The 16,746-nt window shown below is 46.8% G+C and carries 15 protein-coding genes; 10 read left to right on the forward strand and 5 right to left on the reverse strand.

Features of this window, described 5'->3' with window-relative positions:
- Positions 1 to 355 precede the first annotated feature (355 nt).
- On the forward strand, positions 356 to 1,324 hold the full coding sequence (locus tag FJQ58_RS14960; protein WP_139994769.1) for a glycoside hydrolase family 43 protein: 969 nt from the start codon (positions 356 to 358) through the stop codon (positions 1,322 to 1,324).
- 44 nt (positions 1,325 to 1,368) lie between these two features.
- On the opposite strand, the gene FJQ58_RS14965 is transcribed toward FJQ58_RS14960, so the two are convergent.
- The 3 genes from FJQ58_RS14965 to FJQ58_RS14975 form a co-directional block, all read right to left on the reverse strand.
- Complete coding sequence (locus FJQ58_RS14965; RefSeq protein ID WP_139994771.1) at positions 1,369 to 1,881, reverse strand: SRPBCC domain-containing protein; 513 nt, start codon at positions 1,879 to 1,881, stop codon at positions 1,369 to 1,371.
- A 14-nt stretch (positions 1,882 to 1,895) separates the two neighbouring features.
- A complete protein-coding gene (locus FJQ58_RS14970) occupies positions 1,896 to 2,234 on the reverse strand; it encodes an ArsR/SmtB family transcription factor (protein WP_139994773.1) in 339 nt (112 codons plus the stop codon).
- A gap of 341 nt (positions 2,235 to 2,575) precedes the next feature.
- Positions 2,576 to 3,904, reverse strand: coding sequence for an FAD-dependent oxidoreductase (locus FJQ58_RS14975; RefSeq protein ID WP_139994996.1), 1,329 nt, complete (start codon positions 3,902 to 3,904; stop codon positions 2,576 to 2,578).
- 317 nt (positions 3,905 to 4,221) lie between these two features.
- On the opposite strand from FJQ58_RS14975, the gene FJQ58_RS14980 reads away from it, so the two are divergent.
- From FJQ58_RS14980 to FJQ58_RS15005, 5 genes are all read left to right on the forward strand, one after another.
- On the forward strand, positions 4,222 to 4,974 hold the full coding sequence (locus FJQ58_RS14980; RefSeq protein ID WP_139994775.1) for an SDR family NAD(P)-dependent oxidoreductase: 753 nt from the start codon (positions 4,222 to 4,224) through the stop codon (positions 4,972 to 4,974).
- A 121-nt stretch (positions 4,975 to 5,095) separates the two neighbouring features.
- Positions 5,096 to 6,103 carry an ABC transporter substrate-binding protein gene (locus FJQ58_RS14985; protein ID WP_139994777.1) on the forward strand — a complete coding sequence of 336 codons (1,008 nt, stop codon included), beginning with the start codon at positions 5,096 to 5,098 and terminating at the stop codon, positions 6,101 to 6,103.
- Positions 6,104 to 6,217: 114 nt separating this feature from the next.
- Positions 6,218 to 7,804 carry a helix-turn-helix domain-containing protein gene (locus FJQ58_RS14990; protein WP_139994779.1) on the forward strand — a complete coding sequence of 529 codons (1,587 nt, stop codon included), beginning with the start codon at positions 6,218 to 6,220 and terminating at the stop codon, positions 7,802 to 7,804.
- Between the two features lie 114 nt (positions 7,805 to 7,918).
- Entirely contained in the window at positions 7,919 to 8,656 is a 738-nt protein-coding gene (locus FJQ58_RS14995; protein WP_139994781.1) for a GTP cyclohydrolase II, read from the forward strand.
- Between the two features lie 962 nt (positions 8,657 to 9,618).
- Complete coding sequence (locus FJQ58_RS15005; protein ID WP_139994783.1) at positions 9,619 to 10,488, forward strand: DUF421 domain-containing protein; 870 nt, start codon at positions 9,619 to 9,621, stop codon at positions 10,486 to 10,488.
- Positions 10,489 to 10,512: 24 nt separating this feature from the next.
- On the opposite strand, the gene FJQ58_RS15010 is transcribed toward FJQ58_RS15005, so the two are convergent.
- Complete coding sequence (locus FJQ58_RS15010) at positions 10,513 to 10,845, reverse strand: winged helix-turn-helix transcriptional regulator (protein ID WP_139994785.1); 333 nt, start codon at positions 10,843 to 10,845, stop codon at positions 10,513 to 10,515.
- A 156-nt stretch (positions 10,846 to 11,001) separates the two neighbouring features.
- Between FJQ58_RS15010 and FJQ58_RS15015 the strand changes: the two genes are divergently transcribed.
- Complete coding sequence (locus FJQ58_RS15015) at positions 11,002 to 11,976, forward strand: aldo/keto reductase family protein (RefSeq protein ID WP_139994787.1); 975 nt, start codon at positions 11,002 to 11,004, stop codon at positions 11,974 to 11,976.
- Positions 11,977 to 12,061: 85 nt separating this feature from the next.
- Here FJQ58_RS15015 and FJQ58_RS15020 read toward each other — a convergent pair whose 3' ends face one another.
- Positions 12,062 to 12,790, reverse strand: coding sequence for a YhcN/YlaJ family sporulation lipoprotein (locus tag FJQ58_RS15020; protein ID WP_139994789.1), 729 nt, complete (start codon positions 12,788 to 12,790; stop codon positions 12,062 to 12,064).
- Between the two features lie 370 nt (positions 12,791 to 13,160).
- On the opposite strand from FJQ58_RS15020, the gene coxB reads away from it, so the two are divergent.
- The 3 genes from coxB to FJQ58_RS15035 all read left to right on the forward strand — a co-directional run bounded on the left by coxB (position 13,161) and on the right by FJQ58_RS15035 (position 16,746).
- Complete coding sequence (gene coxB / locus FJQ58_RS15025; RefSeq protein ID WP_139994791.1) at positions 13,161 to 14,207, forward strand: cytochrome c oxidase subunit II; 1,047 nt, start codon at positions 13,161 to 13,163, stop codon at positions 14,205 to 14,207.
- A 77-nt stretch (positions 14,208 to 14,284) separates the two neighbouring features.
- The gene (gene ctaD, locus FJQ58_RS15030) at positions 14,285 to 16,132 is read left to right on the forward strand and encodes a cytochrome c oxidase subunit I (protein WP_139994998.1); all 1,848 of its coding nucleotides are present in this window, start codon (positions 14,285 to 14,287) and stop codon (positions 16,130 to 16,132) included.
- On the forward strand, positions 16,129 to 16,746 hold the full coding sequence (locus FJQ58_RS15035) for a cytochrome (ubi)quinol oxidase subunit III (protein ID WP_139994793.1): 618 nt from the start codon (positions 16,129 to 16,131) through the stop codon (positions 16,744 to 16,746). The genes ctaD and FJQ58_RS15035 overlap by 4 nt, the downstream gene beginning before the upstream one ends.

Genomic DNA, 16,746 nt, shown 5'->3' on the forward strand with positions numbered 1-16,746 from the left:
TTTTTTATTTATTTGAAACTTGAAAGTTTGTGAATTATTGAACAAACTTAGATACCTACAAGACTAGGACAGGTTTAATGCAACGCTAGTGGATTTTCTCCCTTTAATTCCAGATAATATGCCGATAATGACTTGAAACGGTTGAATTAACGGTAGGAAATCCCGTTATTTCATATACTCGGCGAATAACGATCATTTAACGGGAGAAATTCCTGCAAAGTCATAAAAACTTTATACTCGCCGCACTCCTAATCGGATGCACTTATTTTCGAAGCGAAAATATCGTTTTGGTTGCCATGCATATCGTCAAAACCTAATATAATTAGAACATTTTTACAGGAGGCCTGAAAAAATAATGAGTATTCAAGCATCGGAACGGTCGAGCAGGCGGCTGCGTAATCCTTTAGTCGAGCAGCGTGCGGATCCATGGGTGTATAAGCATACGGACGGCTTTTATTATTTTACAGGCTCCGTACCGGAATACGATCGGATTGTGCTGAGAAGAGCGGAATCGCTTGAAGGTTTAACCGAGGCCTCCGAAGTTGTCGCATGGAAGAAGTATGAGGAAGGCGCGATGAGCAAGCATATCTGGGCGCCGGAGCTTCATTTTATCAACGGAAAATGGTATATCTATTTCGCAGCTGCCAGACAGGACGAGCCGTTCCGGCATCGGATGTACGTGCTTGAGAATGAATCTTCTAATCCGCTTGAAGGCAGCTGGACCGAGAAGGGGCAGATCGTGACCGGCTGGGACTCATTCTCTCTTGATGCGACCAGCTTTGAGCAGAGTGGCGAGCAATATCTCGTATGGGCGCAGCAGGATCCGGCCATACCAGGGAATACGAGCTTGTATATCGCCACGATGAGCAACCCTTGGACGTTGAAAAGCAAACAAGTGCTAATCACCAAGCCTGAGCTGGATTGGGAAATGATAGGGTTTATGGTGAACGAAGGAGCAGCGGTGCTTAAGCGGAACGGAAGGATTTTTCTGACGTATTCAGGCAGCGCCACGGACCATAATTATGCGATGGGTCTGCTGTCGGCGGATCAATCGAGCGATCTGCTTGATCCTGCTTCGTGGGTGAAATCGCAGAACCCGGTATTTGAGAGTTGTCCGGAGACAAGCCAGTATGGACCGGGACATAACAGCTTTACGGTGACAGAGGATGGCGAGCAGGACGTCTTGATCTACCATGCTCGCAGCTATAAGGAAATCGTAGGCGATCCGTTATTTGATCCTAATCGCCATGCGCGTGCAAAGGTGTTTACGTGGAACGTCGATGGGACGCCGAATCTCGGAAAGCCGCCTGCGGACACGGTATAAAAGAAGAGCTGCCCTTGTGTAAAGGGCAGCTCTTCTGCGTTTGATTAGGATTGTACGGCCTGCAAATGCTCGGAGAGACGATCCCAAGTTTCGGTAATCCCTTGCTCCATTCCCATCTCCATGACTTTCTTGAGCTCGTCGGCAGATGCGTAGCGTGACCGGCTGATCAGCTTCGTCTGTCCATCCTGCTCCAAAAAGGTGGTCGTAACATGAGCAGATGGCATCGTATCCAGTTCATTGCCTTCCGCGTCAGAGAAAAAATCGACATAGACGATTTTTTCGCCATCTACGATCTCTTTATATACCGCTTTGCCCCAAGACTCCATTCCATAAAAATCTCCCTGATTCTTATCCAAGCATTTCATACAGTAATGCCACACCCCGCCCTCCTGGAAATCAACGGTACAAGCGGAAAGCGTCCAGCCGCGCGGCCCCCACCAATGCTTAAGATGCTCTGCTTCCGAAAAAGCTTTGAATACGAGCTGGCGCGGCGCATGGAAAACACGCTCCAGAATGAGCTCTTGGCCCTCAACTTTGGATATCATTTGGTTTGTCATAAAAAATGCCTCCTTTAATTTTCGTTATTTGGTTTATCGCTACCGGATTGCAGCTGCTGAAGGTAACTATTTAAGCTATCAAATCTTTCTTCCCATATGCGGCGGTAGGCATTCAACCATGCGTCCATATCTTGAAACGGCTGCCTGTGCAGTTTATAATTCCGTCGGTTGGCGACAGCTTCTACTTCAACAAGTCCAGCTTCATGCAGCACCTTTAAATGCTTGGAAGCTTGCGGCTGCCGAAGCTGAAGCTGCTCGGCAATTTCACCTACGGTCAAAGGCCCGCTGCGAAGCAGCTCTACTATGCGTAATCGGTTAGGCTCGGCAAGTGCGCTAAAGGTTGTTGTATCCATCATTCAGAATTTCTATCAATGAAAGTAATGTTTGCTTTACTTAAGGTGCAGCCAATTCTGTCAGTCCCAGTCAACGAAAGCCACCTCGCTTCTTCGGAAAGTGTCTTGCTTCTGAAATCAATATACCTTATTAGGAATATTCCTGTCAAGGAATATTGTGATGTTATTTTTAATAGAAAGAAGCTTGAGCTAACGGACTAGCATTGTACGGGTGTAAGGAAAGAAGGCGAAAGGCAGCATAAGCAAATGAAAAAGAAGCAGCAGAGCCACTAGGAGGGGGGCCTAGTAGCTCTGCTGCTCGTTGCTAAGAAAGAAGGATTGTGGATCTGGTAAAGCTGACGTTACACTGCTTGCAGACCGGCTTGGTTAAGCAGATTCCACGGCTTGTTGTAATGCGGCTGGAAGAAGAAATCGACGTAGCTTAGTTCGTCCATCGTCATGCCGTTTTGGATACAAACCGAAAGGGTATTGATCGATTGGGTCAGGTCGACCTTCGAGAGCACCTGCGCGCCGACAATTCGGCCATTGTCGGCTTCATAGACAACCTTGAGCGTAAATTGCTCGTAGGTTGGCATAAACTCTGGACGGTAGTTGTCGATGATTGTGACATTTTTCACATTCATTCCCGCGGCAAGCGCAGCGGCCTCAGTTAAGCCTGTCGAAGCAATATTGTAATCGTAGATTTTAATTCCCGATGTGCCCTGTGTGCCCAAATATTTGACTGTCGGTTTCATTAGGTTTTTGGCAACCAATGTTCCCATGCGTACGGCGTTTGTTGCCAGCGGGATATAGGCATTTTGTCCGGTTGGATTATAGTGGACGGCACAGCTGTCGCCAGCGGCAAAAATATCGGGTTTGCTCGTTCTCATATATTCATCGATCAGGATTGCACCGTTAGGAAGCATATCGACCTGTCCTTTTAGAAGCTCCGTATTAGGTCGGAAGCCTATGCAAAGCACGACGAGGTCAGCTTCGTACTCCCCAGCTGTCGTTACTACAGTCGTAACACGTCCCTCTGTGCCCTTGAACGAAGTAACCGTTTGGCCGGTAGCGATGGTAATACCCTTCTTAAGCAGCGCTTGCTCGGTTACGTCCGTAAATTCTTTATCCAAGTATTTGAACAAAATGCGTTCCATATTATCGATTAGCGTAACCTCTTTGCCAAGCTGCTCAAATGCTTCCACTAGCTCAATTCCGATATAGCCTGCTCCGATAACCGCAATACGATTCGCTTTTTTTGCTTTTTCAATAATCGTTTTCGAATGGTTGTAATTTTTGCAAAGCACGATATTTTCCAGGTCAATGCCATCCATCTGAGGTATGATCGGCCACGATCCGGTCGTTACGACAAGCTTGTCAAATGTATCGGTAAAATCCTCGCCAGTGATCAGGTTGCGGACTTGTATCGTTTTGGCATCCGTGTCTACAGCGAGCACATCATGACGCATATGAGTGTGTACGCCTAGCGCGGCGAGCTGCTCGGGCGAAGCGTAGAACAAATCTTCGGCATTTTTTACAACGCCGCCGACATGCAGCGCGATTCCGCACGATAGAAACGAGATATTGTCATTCCGTTCATATACCGTAATCCTAGCCTCGGGGTAAAGCTTGGCCATTTGGGTAATCGCAGCCGTACCTGCATGTGTGCAACCAATAACAGCAATGTTCATCGTCATCATCGAACGCCTCCTATTGTATGTGTAAAGCGCGCTTTGTTTGCGAGCAGCGATCTTCACAACGTGAATTATTTCACAACCCAGATTATTATGTGAAAACATTCACAACCTTTTCTTGCTTTTATCATATGCTTTTTAAGTAAGGTTGACAAGGGCTATTTGCAAAAAATGTTCATTGATAATTAAATTTTCAGTTTATTTGACACGGCTTAGCCACAATTCCTCTCAAGGGGGCAGAGAGCCCGGATTTTCTTTTTTTCAGCGGATGAATTACACTTTTAGGAAAAGCATTAGGCGAAGGAGGACATAAAATGAAAGCAGATTATACGGAAAAAAGAGTGCTAATTACAGGTGCAGGAGCCGGAATAGGGAGAGCATTGGCGCTTGCTTATGCGGAGCAGGGGGCCTTGTCCATTTTAGCCGATAAAAATGAAGCTGGGTTGGAACAAACGGCAGCCCTGCTGCAGGAAGCCGGTTATGATTCGTTATCCTTCGTAACGGATATGAGCAAATCGGAGGAAGTGGTTCAGATGCTTCGGGATGTGGAGACGCTGGCGGGAAGACTGGACATTGTCATTAATAATGCCGGATTTGGCATTTGGAAATCGCCGTATGACTTATCGCTAGACGAGTGGGACAGCGTCGTTAATACGAACTTAAGAGGGACATTTATATGCTCCAGGGAGGCAGCAAAGCTTATGAGATCAACCGGCGGCGGAGCAATCGTCAATATATCATCGACAAGGGCGATGATGTCGGAGCCTAATTCAGAAGCGTATGCCGCCTCCAAGGGAGGCATTCTGTCGCTCACCCATGCGCTGGCCGTTTCACTGGGTCCTGACCGAATTACAGTCAACGCGATCTGTCCGGGCTGGATCGAAACCGGGGATTATAGCCAGCTGCGTGAAGCGGATCATGTCCAGCATCCTTCCCAGCGGGTCGGCAAACCGGAGGATGTGGCACGTGCCTGCCTATACTTGACAGATCCGCTTAATGATTTTGTGACTGGGTCCCATATTACGCTTGATGGCGGCATGACAAGAAAGATGATTTACGAGGAATAGCGGGATCACCCAAAATATATCTATGAAAAACTTAATAAATGTCCATTGAGCACAGCAATGGGTTAGGCTACACTGAAGAAGTTCTAAATGAGAACTGTTATCATAGAGGGGGAGAGGTTTGATGTTTACCGTGAAGAGAGAGCGGAAAATGCTACTGTGCAGCATTTTATTGCTGATCACCGTCATGCTTAGCGCTTGCGGGACTGAGAATGCCAACAACATTCAGGCTAATAAACAGCAGGAGCCCACGCCGACTGCGAACACGCAAACCGATATACCTGACATCCGTACTTTTACTGACGCACTGGGACGGAAGGTGGAGCTGCCGGCCAACCCGCAGCGCATTGTGGCACATTATTATGCTTCAGAGATGACTGCGCTAGACATTCCGATGATCGGCACAAATTTTCAAAATGCGAAGCTTGTATTGAACGAGGAACAGCTGAGCGGCTTGGAGGATATTGGCGGCCAAGAGACGGTTCCTAATATGGAAAAGGTGCTTTCCGTCAGCCCAGACCTTATTATCGTGCCTGATTTTATTGAGGCAAAGGATATCGAGGCATTGGCAAAAATTGCGCCGACGGTTGCGATTAGCTATAGCGGCGATATTTTTAGCCGATTGCGTACGATAGCTGAAATCGTGGGCAAGCCGGAGCTTGCTGAAGGCTGGATTCAAAAATATGAGGCGAAGGCAGCAGCTAAGCGGGAGGAACTGAAGCCGTTTTTGAAAAAAGGTGAAACGGCATCGGCATTCATCGTCTATTTGGACAAGCAGCTGTATGTGTACGGCCCGCAAAGACTGGGTCCAACGATGTATGATGCGCTTGGCTTTGTGCAGCCGCCGAAGGTTGCAGAGCTATTTGAGGGCAAGAAGGATTCGCTTTGGGAGACCATTTCATTGGAATCACTTCCCGAATTTACAGGGGACCGTATTTTCCTTGTAACGAAGGATGACAGCGAGGAAGCAAAGCAGGCAGTGGAAGAAATTATTAACGGTCCAATCTGGAGCAAGATTCCTGCCGTACAGAACGGTCAGGCTTATGTCGTAGACAAGCGATGGTCGTTAAACGATCCACTCACCCTAGACTATCTCCTTGACGAAATGACGAGCTTGCTAATCAAAAAGTAAGCATTCATTTAACGAAAAGCTTTCAACAACGGAATGTTGTTGAGAGCTTTTTTTTCTTAATGAAATCCAATATAATGAAATATATGATAATCATTATCACTTAGGAGGGGCAGCATGAACAATTTGGAGAAGCGCTATATATTAGAGCGGCCCCCTTCCGTTTATTTATATACGATTGAAAGTTTGTCTTATAGCAGCCGTTTGAGCCATCGCGATTCAAGGTTTTGGGCGAGGAGGCATATGCTGCTTGCAGTATCGGACGGTCAAGGCGTCATTCTCCTTAATGGTCAGCGATATGTGGCCGCAAGAGGGAAATGTTTACTACTCCCGCCGAATACGGCCATTGAGATAAGAAACGATGGGCAAAGCACGATGCGGGTCTACCAGCTGACGTATGAGGTGGAGCAAGATGCTACTGGCTTGTTTACGCCTATTATGGAAGTGGTATATACTCCTCACACAAAGCTGGAAAATAAGCTTCAGGAGCTGCTGTCTGCAAGCATGTTCCAGAGCAAGCTGGATTCGTTTCATCTGCATATCCGCTTTCAATCTACCTTATATGAGCTATTGCAAAGCTATTCAACCGTTGAGCACAATGCAAGAATAGCTGTTGAAAATACGATTTCTTTTATGCATCGTTCCTTGCACGAGGAAATTGCCGTTGGGAGGCTGGCCGAGGAAGCCAAGTTAAGCAAATGGCAATTCGGCACGATGTTCAAAGCGTTGACGGGCTACACCCCTATGGAATACTTGACGTTGCTGCGGATTGAGCGAGCGAAGCTGCTCATGCTGGGGGCCGGCGTACGGGTAAGGGATATTGCAGCCAGCGTCGGTTTTTCGGATGAGTATTATTTTAGCAGGCGCTTTAAGCAAACAACGGGCATGACACCTACCGAATATATGCAGAGCAAGCAGACGGGTCAGCGGATTTTTTCGATTCAATATTTGGGTGAGCTGTTGGCACTAGGAATTCAGCCAGTCGGAACCAATCGGGCAATGCTTGATGTTATTCAAGGGGTATCGAGCCGAATAAAAGGGGTTGATGAACCGCTTGATGCGCAGCAGGTGCTGGAGCTAAAGCCAGATATGATTTTGTTCCCAAGCTTTATGCAGGCAAGTTGTGTAGATCAGCTCTTCAAAATTGCGCCCGCCTTTGAGATTAGCTGGCAGGATGATGTTTATTCCCGGTTGACCCATATGGGGGAGCTGCTTGGGCGGAGCAAGGAGGCGGGAGCCTGGATTTCTCGATATGAAGCAAAAGCCGAGCGGACTAGAGCACGGCTAGGCGAATATCTCAAGCAGGGAGAGACGGCAACAGCGTTCGTTTACCATGCGGAGGGCTTGTACGTTTATGCTGGCCACCATTTTGGGCATACGCTTTATCAAGGATTGGGCTTCGAGAAGCCCGATAAAATAAAGCAGCTCATCGCTGCGGATAAGCAAATGAAATGGAAGCTGATCAAGCTAGAGGAGCTGCCGGATTATGCAGGAGACCGTATTTTTCTGGCTTTGGCGGAAACGGGCGTTGATGCCTCGCAAGGAAGGGCTATATTGAGGCATCCAATATGGAATAACCTGCCTGCAGTGCAGAACGGACGCGGCCATGTTGTCGATATAGCTTGGGGAAACTATAATCCGGTTACGCTGGAAAGACATCTGGATGAAATGGTCAAATGGATCACCGAGGTTCATTTGGCGTGAAACAGGCAGATGAGGCTTCGACAGGAGAAATAGAGGAACGAACTTAGCATAGCGGTAATGCTAACCGAACATAATAGTCCAAACAGCTATTATGAACAGGTTAGGAGCTACCCCATGCATACAGAAGCGGTATCGATTGTTGATCACAAAATACAAGTCATTGAAAGTGAAAAAGGCATTATCTATTTAGTGGGCCCCATCTCGCTTCCTGTTAAGCTGGAGGATGGCGAGGCCATCTTTCAGTGGTATTGCTGGCTGCTCTGCAAAGAGAAGCTAGAAGATGCGGAACAAATGATTAAGAAGCTGTCTGCGAGCAATTTGGCTGAAATGCAGCAATCGAGTGTGCTGGTTTACGGCGATTTTGCACAGGCGGAGGAAGCTTGGATACGAATGCACAGCATTTGTCACACGGGCGATATTTTTGGAAGCAAGCGCTGCGACTGCGGCTATCAGCTGCATGAATCGATGCGGATGATCGTCGAGAAGGGTGCTGGCGCTTTATTTTATTTGGCGAATCATGAAGGAAGAGGCATCGGCTTGTTCAGTAAAGCGATGGCTTATCTGCTCCAAGAACAAGGATATGATACGGTTGAGGCTAACGTTGAGCTAGGCTTCGTGGACGATGCCCGTAATTATAGTGATGCGATTCGCGTGCTTAACACGCTGCGGGAGAAGCCTGTTTCGCTTATCACGAATAATCCGAGAAAACTTGATGCCATGAAGATGGCAGGCCTTGACGTCGTAGAGCGGATTCCGCTTTGGGGGGACCGTTCAACGTATAACGAGCGATATTTGGATACGAAAATAAACCGGTCGGGCCATTTAGCCGCTAGCGGATGTCCTAACGAATAGGGCCTATAAAATTGGACAGGGCTGTCCTTCTAACACCAGAATGTGTTAGCGGACAGCCCTTTTGTGTAACTTATATTTAACCGGACCTCTTCATAAATGAAAGGCCGTTGGGAATCCCCTTGTTAACAGCAAACAGCATGTGTACCAAGTTGAAAAAAACTCGCATCCTAAAACAACGAAAGCCCTACCTCTCTTCCGTCCTCGCGGCTCCGATGACCGCGCCAGTGTGAATCAGAAATACATCACGTAACAGGCTTGAGAATTAACAGCAAAGAAATCAAAATCCGTGGGAAAAAGTTGAATCTTACTGGGGATTGGATGAGGTTAAATATAATACATTCTTATTATCTTACTATAGGACAATTTAAATAGCAAGCTTTTTTCAAAATTTGTCAGATAGCTTAAAGAAAAGGCAAACATAGGAACCCTTTAGCGTTGGAAATTGGCCGACAAAATGCTGCTAAGCTAGATGCGTGAAAGTAACTAATACCACCATTGACTAATTTCCCATTCAACCAGCTTTTAGATGGAATTTATCCTGCTAATATGAAGATGATGAGTTGTAGAGGTTTTTAAAGGGAATAAGTCCCGCTAATTCAAGTCAATTAAGCGCTTAGGCAGTTTTGGAGGCAAATTAACGGGACGAATTCCTTCTAAAGTGGATAAATGAAGATTTATGCTTAAATTAGCGGGAGATTTTCCTTTTATTTGGCAGGGTTGAGGAGATGGCGGGCAAACAAGTCTACAGTTGGCGGAAATTGAGCCTCGAGTCACTTAATATTTTACTATTTCTAACTATATTCAACGTCTGAAATATGGTAAAGGGTACAAAGAATGCCGCCTGTCCCGCCAATCCGCTCTCGCAAGAGCTCCTCTTTAGGAATCTTCGCACATAGCACAATTTTAAACCGAATGAGAAATGCCTTTCTGGATATTCTAAATTTGGAAGGGGGATATTTAACATGCCAAGCTGGTTTGAAATTGTTCTGAGAACATTAGCAGCAATCGTTATATTATTTGCGCTTACAAAGGTGTTGGGTAAGCGCCAAATTTCACAGCTGTCCCTATTCGAATATATAACGGGTATTTCGATAGGTAATATTGCCGCCTACATTTCACTTGATCTTGACAACTTATGGTTTCTAGGAATGGTGTCATTAGGCGTATGGGTCAGTGTCTCGGTAGCTATGGAATTTTTGACAATGAAAAGCAAGAAAGCACGTGATCTCATTGACGGCAAAGGAACTGTACTTATTAAAGATGGCCAGCTTCTTAAGAAAAATTTACACAAGGAGCGGCTGACCCTAGATGAAATGCTTGAGCAATTGCGCAAAAAGGATGTTTACCGAGTTGCGGATGTAGAATTTGCGGTGATGGAGTCTAGCGGCGAGGTCAATGTTATGCTGAAGAAGGAATATCAGCCGATCACGCCGGATGTTCTTGGCTGGCAGGTAGCCAATGAACGAGAAGCGCTTACGGTCATGATGGACGGGGAAATACAAGAGGAGGTTCTTGTAGAGGCAGGGCGTGACAGAGAATGGCTGCGGCATGAGCTGGACAAAAGAAACCTGCAGCAGGAAGAGGTGTTTTTCGCACAAATCGACAGTAACGGAGAACTTCTGCTTCAAACGGGAGAAGAGTCGAAACAGCCGCAAAACAGCCAAACGAAACCGAAAGAACGGGTAAGCATGCTTATCGAGCAATTTGAAGCCGAGCTGGTTCGCCTCGAACGGTTATCTCGTAATGAAAGCGATCGGCGCGTTTACCAGACAGCCATCGACCGCTTCCAAGCGAGCACGAAAACATTGCCAGACAAAGCTATTAAACCTTGAGTGAAGGTTTCGACTTAGCAAGCTCTAGGTCCAGCGGGCTGACCATAGTTTCATTTCTTTTAAAATGTGATGCAAATCCTCGCCTTTTGGCGTTAGCGTATACTCAACGGTTACCGGAACGGTAGGAAATACTTTGCGTTCAAGCACGCCCTTGTCTTCCAAATGACGGAGCGTGCTTGTTAATGCGCGCGGGCTTACGGCTGGAATGAGCCGTTGAATTTCACCGAATCTTTTGGTGCCGCAAAATAGCTCTCGCAGCACAAGAAACGCCCATTTTCCTCCAATGACATCTAACGTCCTCTCAATATTGCATTCGATATGCGTGGGTTCCTTAGGAATATAATTATGAGCGCTCATCTGGTCATTCTCCTCTCTAACTGCTACTATCATTAAGTATAGTATATATACTAAAGATAATAAAATGAAAAAAGATTCACTACTTTAAATAAAGAACGAACTGCTATACACTACTACAAGAGAGCAGCGTGATATGAGTCGAAGGAGCGATTATAAATGAAATATAGGAAGCTTGGCAATAGCGGGCTAAAGGTTAGTGAAATCGGACTTGGCAGCTGGTTAACGTATGGAACGGCGACAGAGGCGCAAACCGCTCAAGAATGCATACATAAAGCATATGAGCTTGGCATTAATTTTTTCGATTCGGCAAATGCTTATAATAACGGGGAAGCCGAGAAGGTTATGGGCGATGCCTTGAAAGCGTATACGAGGAGCAGCTATGTACTGGCTACCAAAGTGTTTTTCCCGATGGGCAAAGGCCCTAATGACCGCGGATTGTCCAGAAAACATATCATGGAGCAATGCGAGGCAAGCTTGAAGAGGCTGGGCACCGATTATATCGACCTTTATCAATGCCATCGCTTTGATGCCGATACGCCAATTGAGGAAACGTTACGGGCTCTCGATGATTTAACGGCTCAAGGTAAAGTGCTATATACCGGAATCAGTGAGTGGACAGCCGTTCAGATTAAGGATGCAACCGCAACGGGAAATCGTCTTGGTTTGCGGCCATTAATTTCAAACCAGCCGATTTACAATATGTTTGAACGCTATATCGAGCAGGACGTAATACAAGCATGCGAGCAGGAAGGATTGGGACAGGTCGTCTTTTCCCCGCTGGCCCAAGGCGTGCTTACCGGCAAATATAAACCAGGCCAAGCAATTCCGTCAGATAGCCGCGCAGCGAATGACAAAACCAATGGCGTGATTAACAGCTACTTACGCGAGGATGTGCTTCAAGTAGCGGCGAAGCTTGAACAGCTGGCTTCAAGCATCGGCGCATCGTTATCGCAGTTCGCGTTGGCTTGGGTGCTTCGTCAGCCGAACGTAAGCTCAGCGATTATTGGTTCGAGCCGTCCAGGTCAAGTGGAGGAGAACGTGAAAGCCATCGACTTCGAATTGACGGACGAACTGTTGGCTCAAACGGAGGCTATTCTAGCAGAGGTTAAACATTTCGCACCTATGCGTTAAATGCAAATAAAAGATATTCAGCATAAAAAAAGGCCCTTCGCTTGAAGAGCCTTTTTTTTGCTATATATAATAGGAAGCGATTTTTTTATTGATCCATTTGAGCCTCAGATGGGCTATAGGTTCCGGGCTGGGTAATCGGTTTTGGCATCTCTTTTCCACCGGCGAAATGATATTTAACGACCGTATTAAATTGGTCAATCCAAGGCATAAGCGGACGCCCGCCCCATGCTTCCTTGGCAAATTCATTGAAATAATTGACGAACTCCATATTGGCGGAAATATGAACCTCCTGAACGGTCGGGGCAAGTTCGCGTACCCTGAGAGCGACAGTCTGCTTGAGCTCATCTGACAGGTTATTGATGTCGTTGACGGAGAAATAAGAGTTATAAGGCGAGACGAGCGTTCGGCTGTTGCCGTAAGGACTGCCTGTGTCATGGTTATAGACGCCATCGTTCGTACCGGTATTATCCTGCTCGCTTTTGCCGCCTGAATTGCGTGTGCCCACAGCTGTCCAATCCGTCATTAAACCAACATAAGCATTCTTGTCCGTCAGCATGACAATAGCAGATGCTATCCCATTTAGATCGGTGACCTTGCGAGAAATCATGGAGCTGTATTCGAAAAAGGCATTATCATGCTGGTGCGGATTATTCGACATTGGCCCGTACGACTTGCCTCCAAGCATCTTCGGATCATTAGCCTGGCGGCTGCCGTAATCGGTATCGCTGTTCTGTGCCAGCTGCTCATAATTACAGCCAGCTGTCGCAGAGAGGACGAAAGCGGAAAGCAGCAGTGCGGCCATTCGTTTCAACATTAAGATGGGACCCCCATTCCTACGATAATGGCTTTAGTTTTTGTTTTAGCTCCATAAATATACGTTTTCGGAAGCATACATAATTGACCATGGGTTTGGTGCACAATGTAGGGTAGAGGGAATGCTGTTTCTACATAGCCGAACAATGTGGCTTCACATGCTTAAAAACGTTGAATTGATGCGTTTTTGACAGCTTTGAGAACAATTTGTGAACTCTCTGTGGAACATTGACAAATAGGGGCTTCAACTTTATATTTAATAAAGTGATTTAAGTTGCAGGAGTTGTAAAAACATCTGTGAAAACACGCAGCCAGCCGCATGCCACGTGAAAATCAGGCAGCTGCGAAAACGTCAAAAGTGGGGTTGATTAATGATGAAACGGTGGCGATTTGTAAAACGGCTTGCGCCGCTTATGGCCATGATGGTATTGGTGCTGGCGGCCTGCGGGCGGAGCGATTTGTCGACGCTGAATCCTCAGGGGCCTGTAGCGGAAGAGCAATTCGGTCTGATGAAGCTGGCAATTGGCATCATGTTAATCGTGATTGTTGCAGTATTCGCGATTTCTTTGTATGTAATTGTTCGTTTTCGCAGACGTAAGGGCGACAAAACGATTCCTAAGCAAGTGGAAGGGAATCACAAGCTAGAGATCATTTGGACGGTTATTCCGATCATCATGCTTATTATTTTGGGTGTTCCGACCGTACAATCCGTATTTAACTTAGCTAAAGATTACACTAAAGATCCGGAAGCTGTTCAAGTTATCGTTACTTCGCACCAATACTGGTGGGAATTCGAGTATCCGGATTATGGAGTTAAGACAGCGCAGGAACTTATCATTCCAAAAGGCAAAACGATATCGGTTACAGCGAAATCCGCAGACGTGCTTCACTCGTTCTGGATTCCTTCGCTTGCAGGTAAAATCGATACAAACCCTGGAGCTAACGTAAATAAAATGTATTTCTCGGCTCCAAAAGAAGGCGTTTACTTAGGTAAATGCGCCGAGCTTTGCGGACCTTCGCACGGATTGATGGACTTTAAGGTCAAATCAGTGGACGAGTCTTCATTTGATCGTTGGGTAGCAGCGCTTCAAGAGCCTGTGGCACTTCCAAGCGATCCGGCAATTGCTAAAGCTTTCGAAAGCAAATGTCTGTCATGCCACGCTGTTGGCGATCTTGGCGGACCGGCTTATCCAAACCTGACTGGTATCGGTAGCCGTGAGACTGTCGGAGGTATACTTGTTAACACCGATGATCCGCAATATTCAAACGAAGGTTCAGTTTACGATAACCTGCACCGTTGGATCAAAAATCCGGACGAAGTTAAACCGGGCAACCAAATGGGCAAAATCGATCTAACTGAGCAAGAACTTGAAGGTATTGCTAAATATCTATCTGAATTGAAACTTAACTACGAATAATAATTTATCGGTGATTGAAGGAGGTACCTACTTTGGCTCATGCGCATACGCATCCGGTCAAACGTTATAGCGGTCTGATGGACTGGCTTACAACGGTTGACCATAAAAAAATTGGAATATTGTATATGATCGCAGGCGGATTTTTCTTCCTTGTCGGCGGTTTGGAAGCAATCCTAATCCGGGTTCAATTATGGAAGCCGCTTAACAACTTTGTTAGTGCGGATACATACAACGAGCTACTGACGATGCACGGTACGACCATGATTTTCCTTGCGGCCATGCCGCTGTTGTTCGCCCTTATGAATGCGGTCATACCGCTGCAGATCGGCGCGCGCGACGTTGCTTTCCCTTTCGTTAACTCGCTAGGCTTCTGGACGTTCCTGTTCGGCGGTGTCTTGCTGAATGTCAGCTGGTTTACAGGAGGAGCTCCTGATGCGGGCTGGACGTCTTACGCACCACTGGCTGGAACCACGTACAGCGGCGACCATGGCGTAGATTATTACGTACTGGGTTTGCAAATCGCAGGTATTGGTACTCTAATCGGGGGGATTAACTTCCTCGTTACGATCATCAATATGCGTGCTCCTGGCATGACTTTCATGCGTATGCCAATGTTTACATGGGCTGCATTCATTACGTCGGCGCTTATCCTGTTTGCATTCCCGGCACTTGCTGTCGGACTTGCAGCACTTATGTTCGACCGATTGTTCGACGCAAACTTCTTTGATCCTTCGGGCGGCGGTAATGCTGTACTATGGGAGCATATTTTCTGGATATTCGGGCATCCTGAGGTTTATATCCTCATCCTGCCGGCCTTCGGTGTTATTTCCGAGGTAATAAGTACATTCTCTCGCAAGCGTTTGTTCGGTTACAGTTCAATGGTATTCGCGACTATCCTGATCGGCTTCTTGGGCTTCATGGTTTGGGCGCATCACATGTTCACCGTTGGCCTTGGACCGGTTGCGAACGCATTGTTCTCGATTGCAACGATGTTGATCGCTGTTCCGACAGGGATTAAGATTTTCAACTGGCTATTTACGATGTGGGGCGGCTCCATCAAATTCACCTCAGCGAACTTGTTTGCTGTTGGATTTATCCCAACCTTCGTAATGGGCGGCGTTACCGGCGTTATGCTAGCCGCAGCGCCAGCTGACTTCCAGTACCATGACTCCTACTTTGTCGTAGCGCATTTCCACTACGTTATCGTTGGCGGATTGATTCTCGGTATTTTCTCGGGTCTACACTACTGGTGGCCAAAAATGTTCGGACGCGTTCTGAACGAAACCCTTGGTAAACTTACCTTCTGGACGTTCTTTATCGGTTTCCACTTGACGTTCTTCATCCAGCATTTCCTTGGTTTGCTTGGAATGCCGCGTCGTATTTGGACTTATCTGGACGGTCTAGGCTTTAATGAAATGAATATGATTAGTACGGTTGGCGCATTCTTGATGGGCTTTGGTACAATCTTCTTCCTGCTCAACGTTGTTATTACAGCTTTCAAACCAGCGGATGCTCCGGCAGATCCTTGGGAAGATGGCCGTACGCTTGAGTGGACAATTCCATCACCAGCACCAGAGTACAACTTTGCGCAAACTCCGCTTGTACGCGGATATGACGCTTATTGGAAAGAAAAAATGGATGGCCACAAAGGCATGACGCCTGCGGAGCCGATCGGCCCGATTCATATGCCGTCTCCATCCATTCTTCCATTCTTCATGGGAGCAGGATTGTTTATTGCCGGTCTTGGCTTTATGTATTCGCATGATTGGGGCGAATTGTTCGGCTTGATCAAAACAGGCTATGCAGTTGGAATCGTCGGCTTGCTGATCTTGTTCACCTGCATGTTCTTACGCTCTGTGATTGATGATCATGGCTTCCATATTGAAGAAGAAGAAATCCTTAAAGATTTGGGGGGGAAAGCATGAGCGCGCATTCGCATGTAGAGGGGCAATTGCCTCATGAGCCCGAAAAGGCGACCCTCGAGGGACGCAATAAAGTATTAGGCTTCTGGCTTTTCCTTGGTGGCGAGACCGTATTGTTCGGAACGTTATTCTCCGCGTTCCTGGCACTGCGTAATCAAGTGCTTGACGGTCCGCCAGCACATGAGTTGTTCCAGCTGCCGCTCGTTGCTCTTGCAACGGCGCTGCTGCTTACATCCAGCTTGACCAGCGTTTTCGCTGTTCATGCATTGCACACGAACCGCGTTAAAGCTTTGATTAATTGGTTGATTGTAACGGTTCTTCTAGGCGCTGCTTTCTTGGGTCTAGAGATTTATGAGTTTGTTCATTACGTACATGAAGGTCACGGTTTTACTACGAGTGCATTCAGCTCCTCGTTCTATACACTTGTCGGCTTCCACGGTGCTCACGTAGCATTCGGTATTATGTGGATTACGCTCATCATTATTCAGTTAGCCAAAAAAGGCTTGACTGTCGTTACTGCACCTAAGGTATATGTTGCCGGTATGTACTGGCACTTTATCGACGTTGTATGGGTATTCATTTTCACCGTCGTTTACTTGATGGGAAAGGTGGTTTAA

It is taken from the genome of Paenibacillus paridis (assembly GCF_006345825.1).
Lineage (GTDB): Bacteria > Bacillota > Bacilli > Paenibacillales > Paenibacillaceae > Pristimantibacillus > Pristimantibacillus paridis.

Bases quoted from the DNA above. Each gene is read 5' to 3' on its own strand.
- FJQ58_RS14960 (WP_139994769.1), top strand. From the start codon at position 356: ATGAGTATTCAAGCATCGGAACGGTCGAGCAGGCGGCTGCGTAATCCT.
- FJQ58_RS14965 (WP_139994771.1), bottom strand. From the start codon at position 1,881: ATGACAAACCAAATGATATCCAAAGTTGAGGGCCAAGAGCTCATTCTG.
- FJQ58_RS14970 (WP_139994773.1), bottom strand. From the start codon at position 2,234: ATGGATACAACAACCTTTAGCGCACTTGCCGAGCCTAACCGATTACGC.
- FJQ58_RS14975 (WP_139994996.1), bottom strand. From the start codon at position 3,904: ATGAACATTGCTGTTATTGGTTGCACACATGCAGGTACGGCTGCGATT.
- FJQ58_RS14980 (WP_139994775.1), top strand. From the start codon at position 4,222: ATGAAAGCAGATTATACGGAAAAAAGAGTGCTAATTACAGGTGCAGGA.
- FJQ58_RS14985 (WP_139994777.1), top strand. From the start codon at position 5,096: ATGTTTACCGTGAAGAGAGAGCGGAAAATGCTACTGTGCAGCATTTTA.
- FJQ58_RS14990 (WP_139994779.1), top strand. From the start codon at position 6,218: ATGAACAATTTGGAGAAGCGCTATATATTAGAGCGGCCCCCTTCCGTT.
- FJQ58_RS14995 (WP_139994781.1), top strand. From the start codon at position 7,919: ATGCATACAGAAGCGGTATCGATTGTTGATCACAAAATACAAGTCATT.
- FJQ58_RS15005 (WP_139994783.1), top strand. From the start codon at position 9,619: ATGCCAAGCTGGTTTGAAATTGTTCTGAGAACATTAGCAGCAATCGTT.
- FJQ58_RS15010 (WP_139994785.1), bottom strand. From the start codon at position 10,845: ATGAGCGCTCATAATTATATTCCTAAGGAACCCACGCATATCGAATGC.
- FJQ58_RS15015 (WP_139994787.1), top strand. From the start codon at position 11,002: ATGAAATATAGGAAGCTTGGCAATAGCGGGCTAAAGGTTAGTGAAATC.
- FJQ58_RS15020 (WP_139994789.1), bottom strand. From the start codon at position 12,790: ATGTTGAAACGAATGGCCGCACTGCTGCTTTCCGCTTTCGTCCTCTCT.
- coxB (WP_139994791.1), top strand. From the start codon at position 13,161: ATGATGAAACGGTGGCGATTTGTAAAACGGCTTGCGCCGCTTATGGCC.
- ctaD (WP_139994998.1), top strand. From the start codon at position 14,285: ATGGACTGGCTTACAACGGTTGACCATAAAAAAATTGGAATATTGTAT.
- FJQ58_RS15035 (WP_139994793.1), top strand. From the start codon at position 16,129: ATGAGCGCGCATTCGCATGTAGAGGGGCAATTGCCTCATGAGCCCGAA.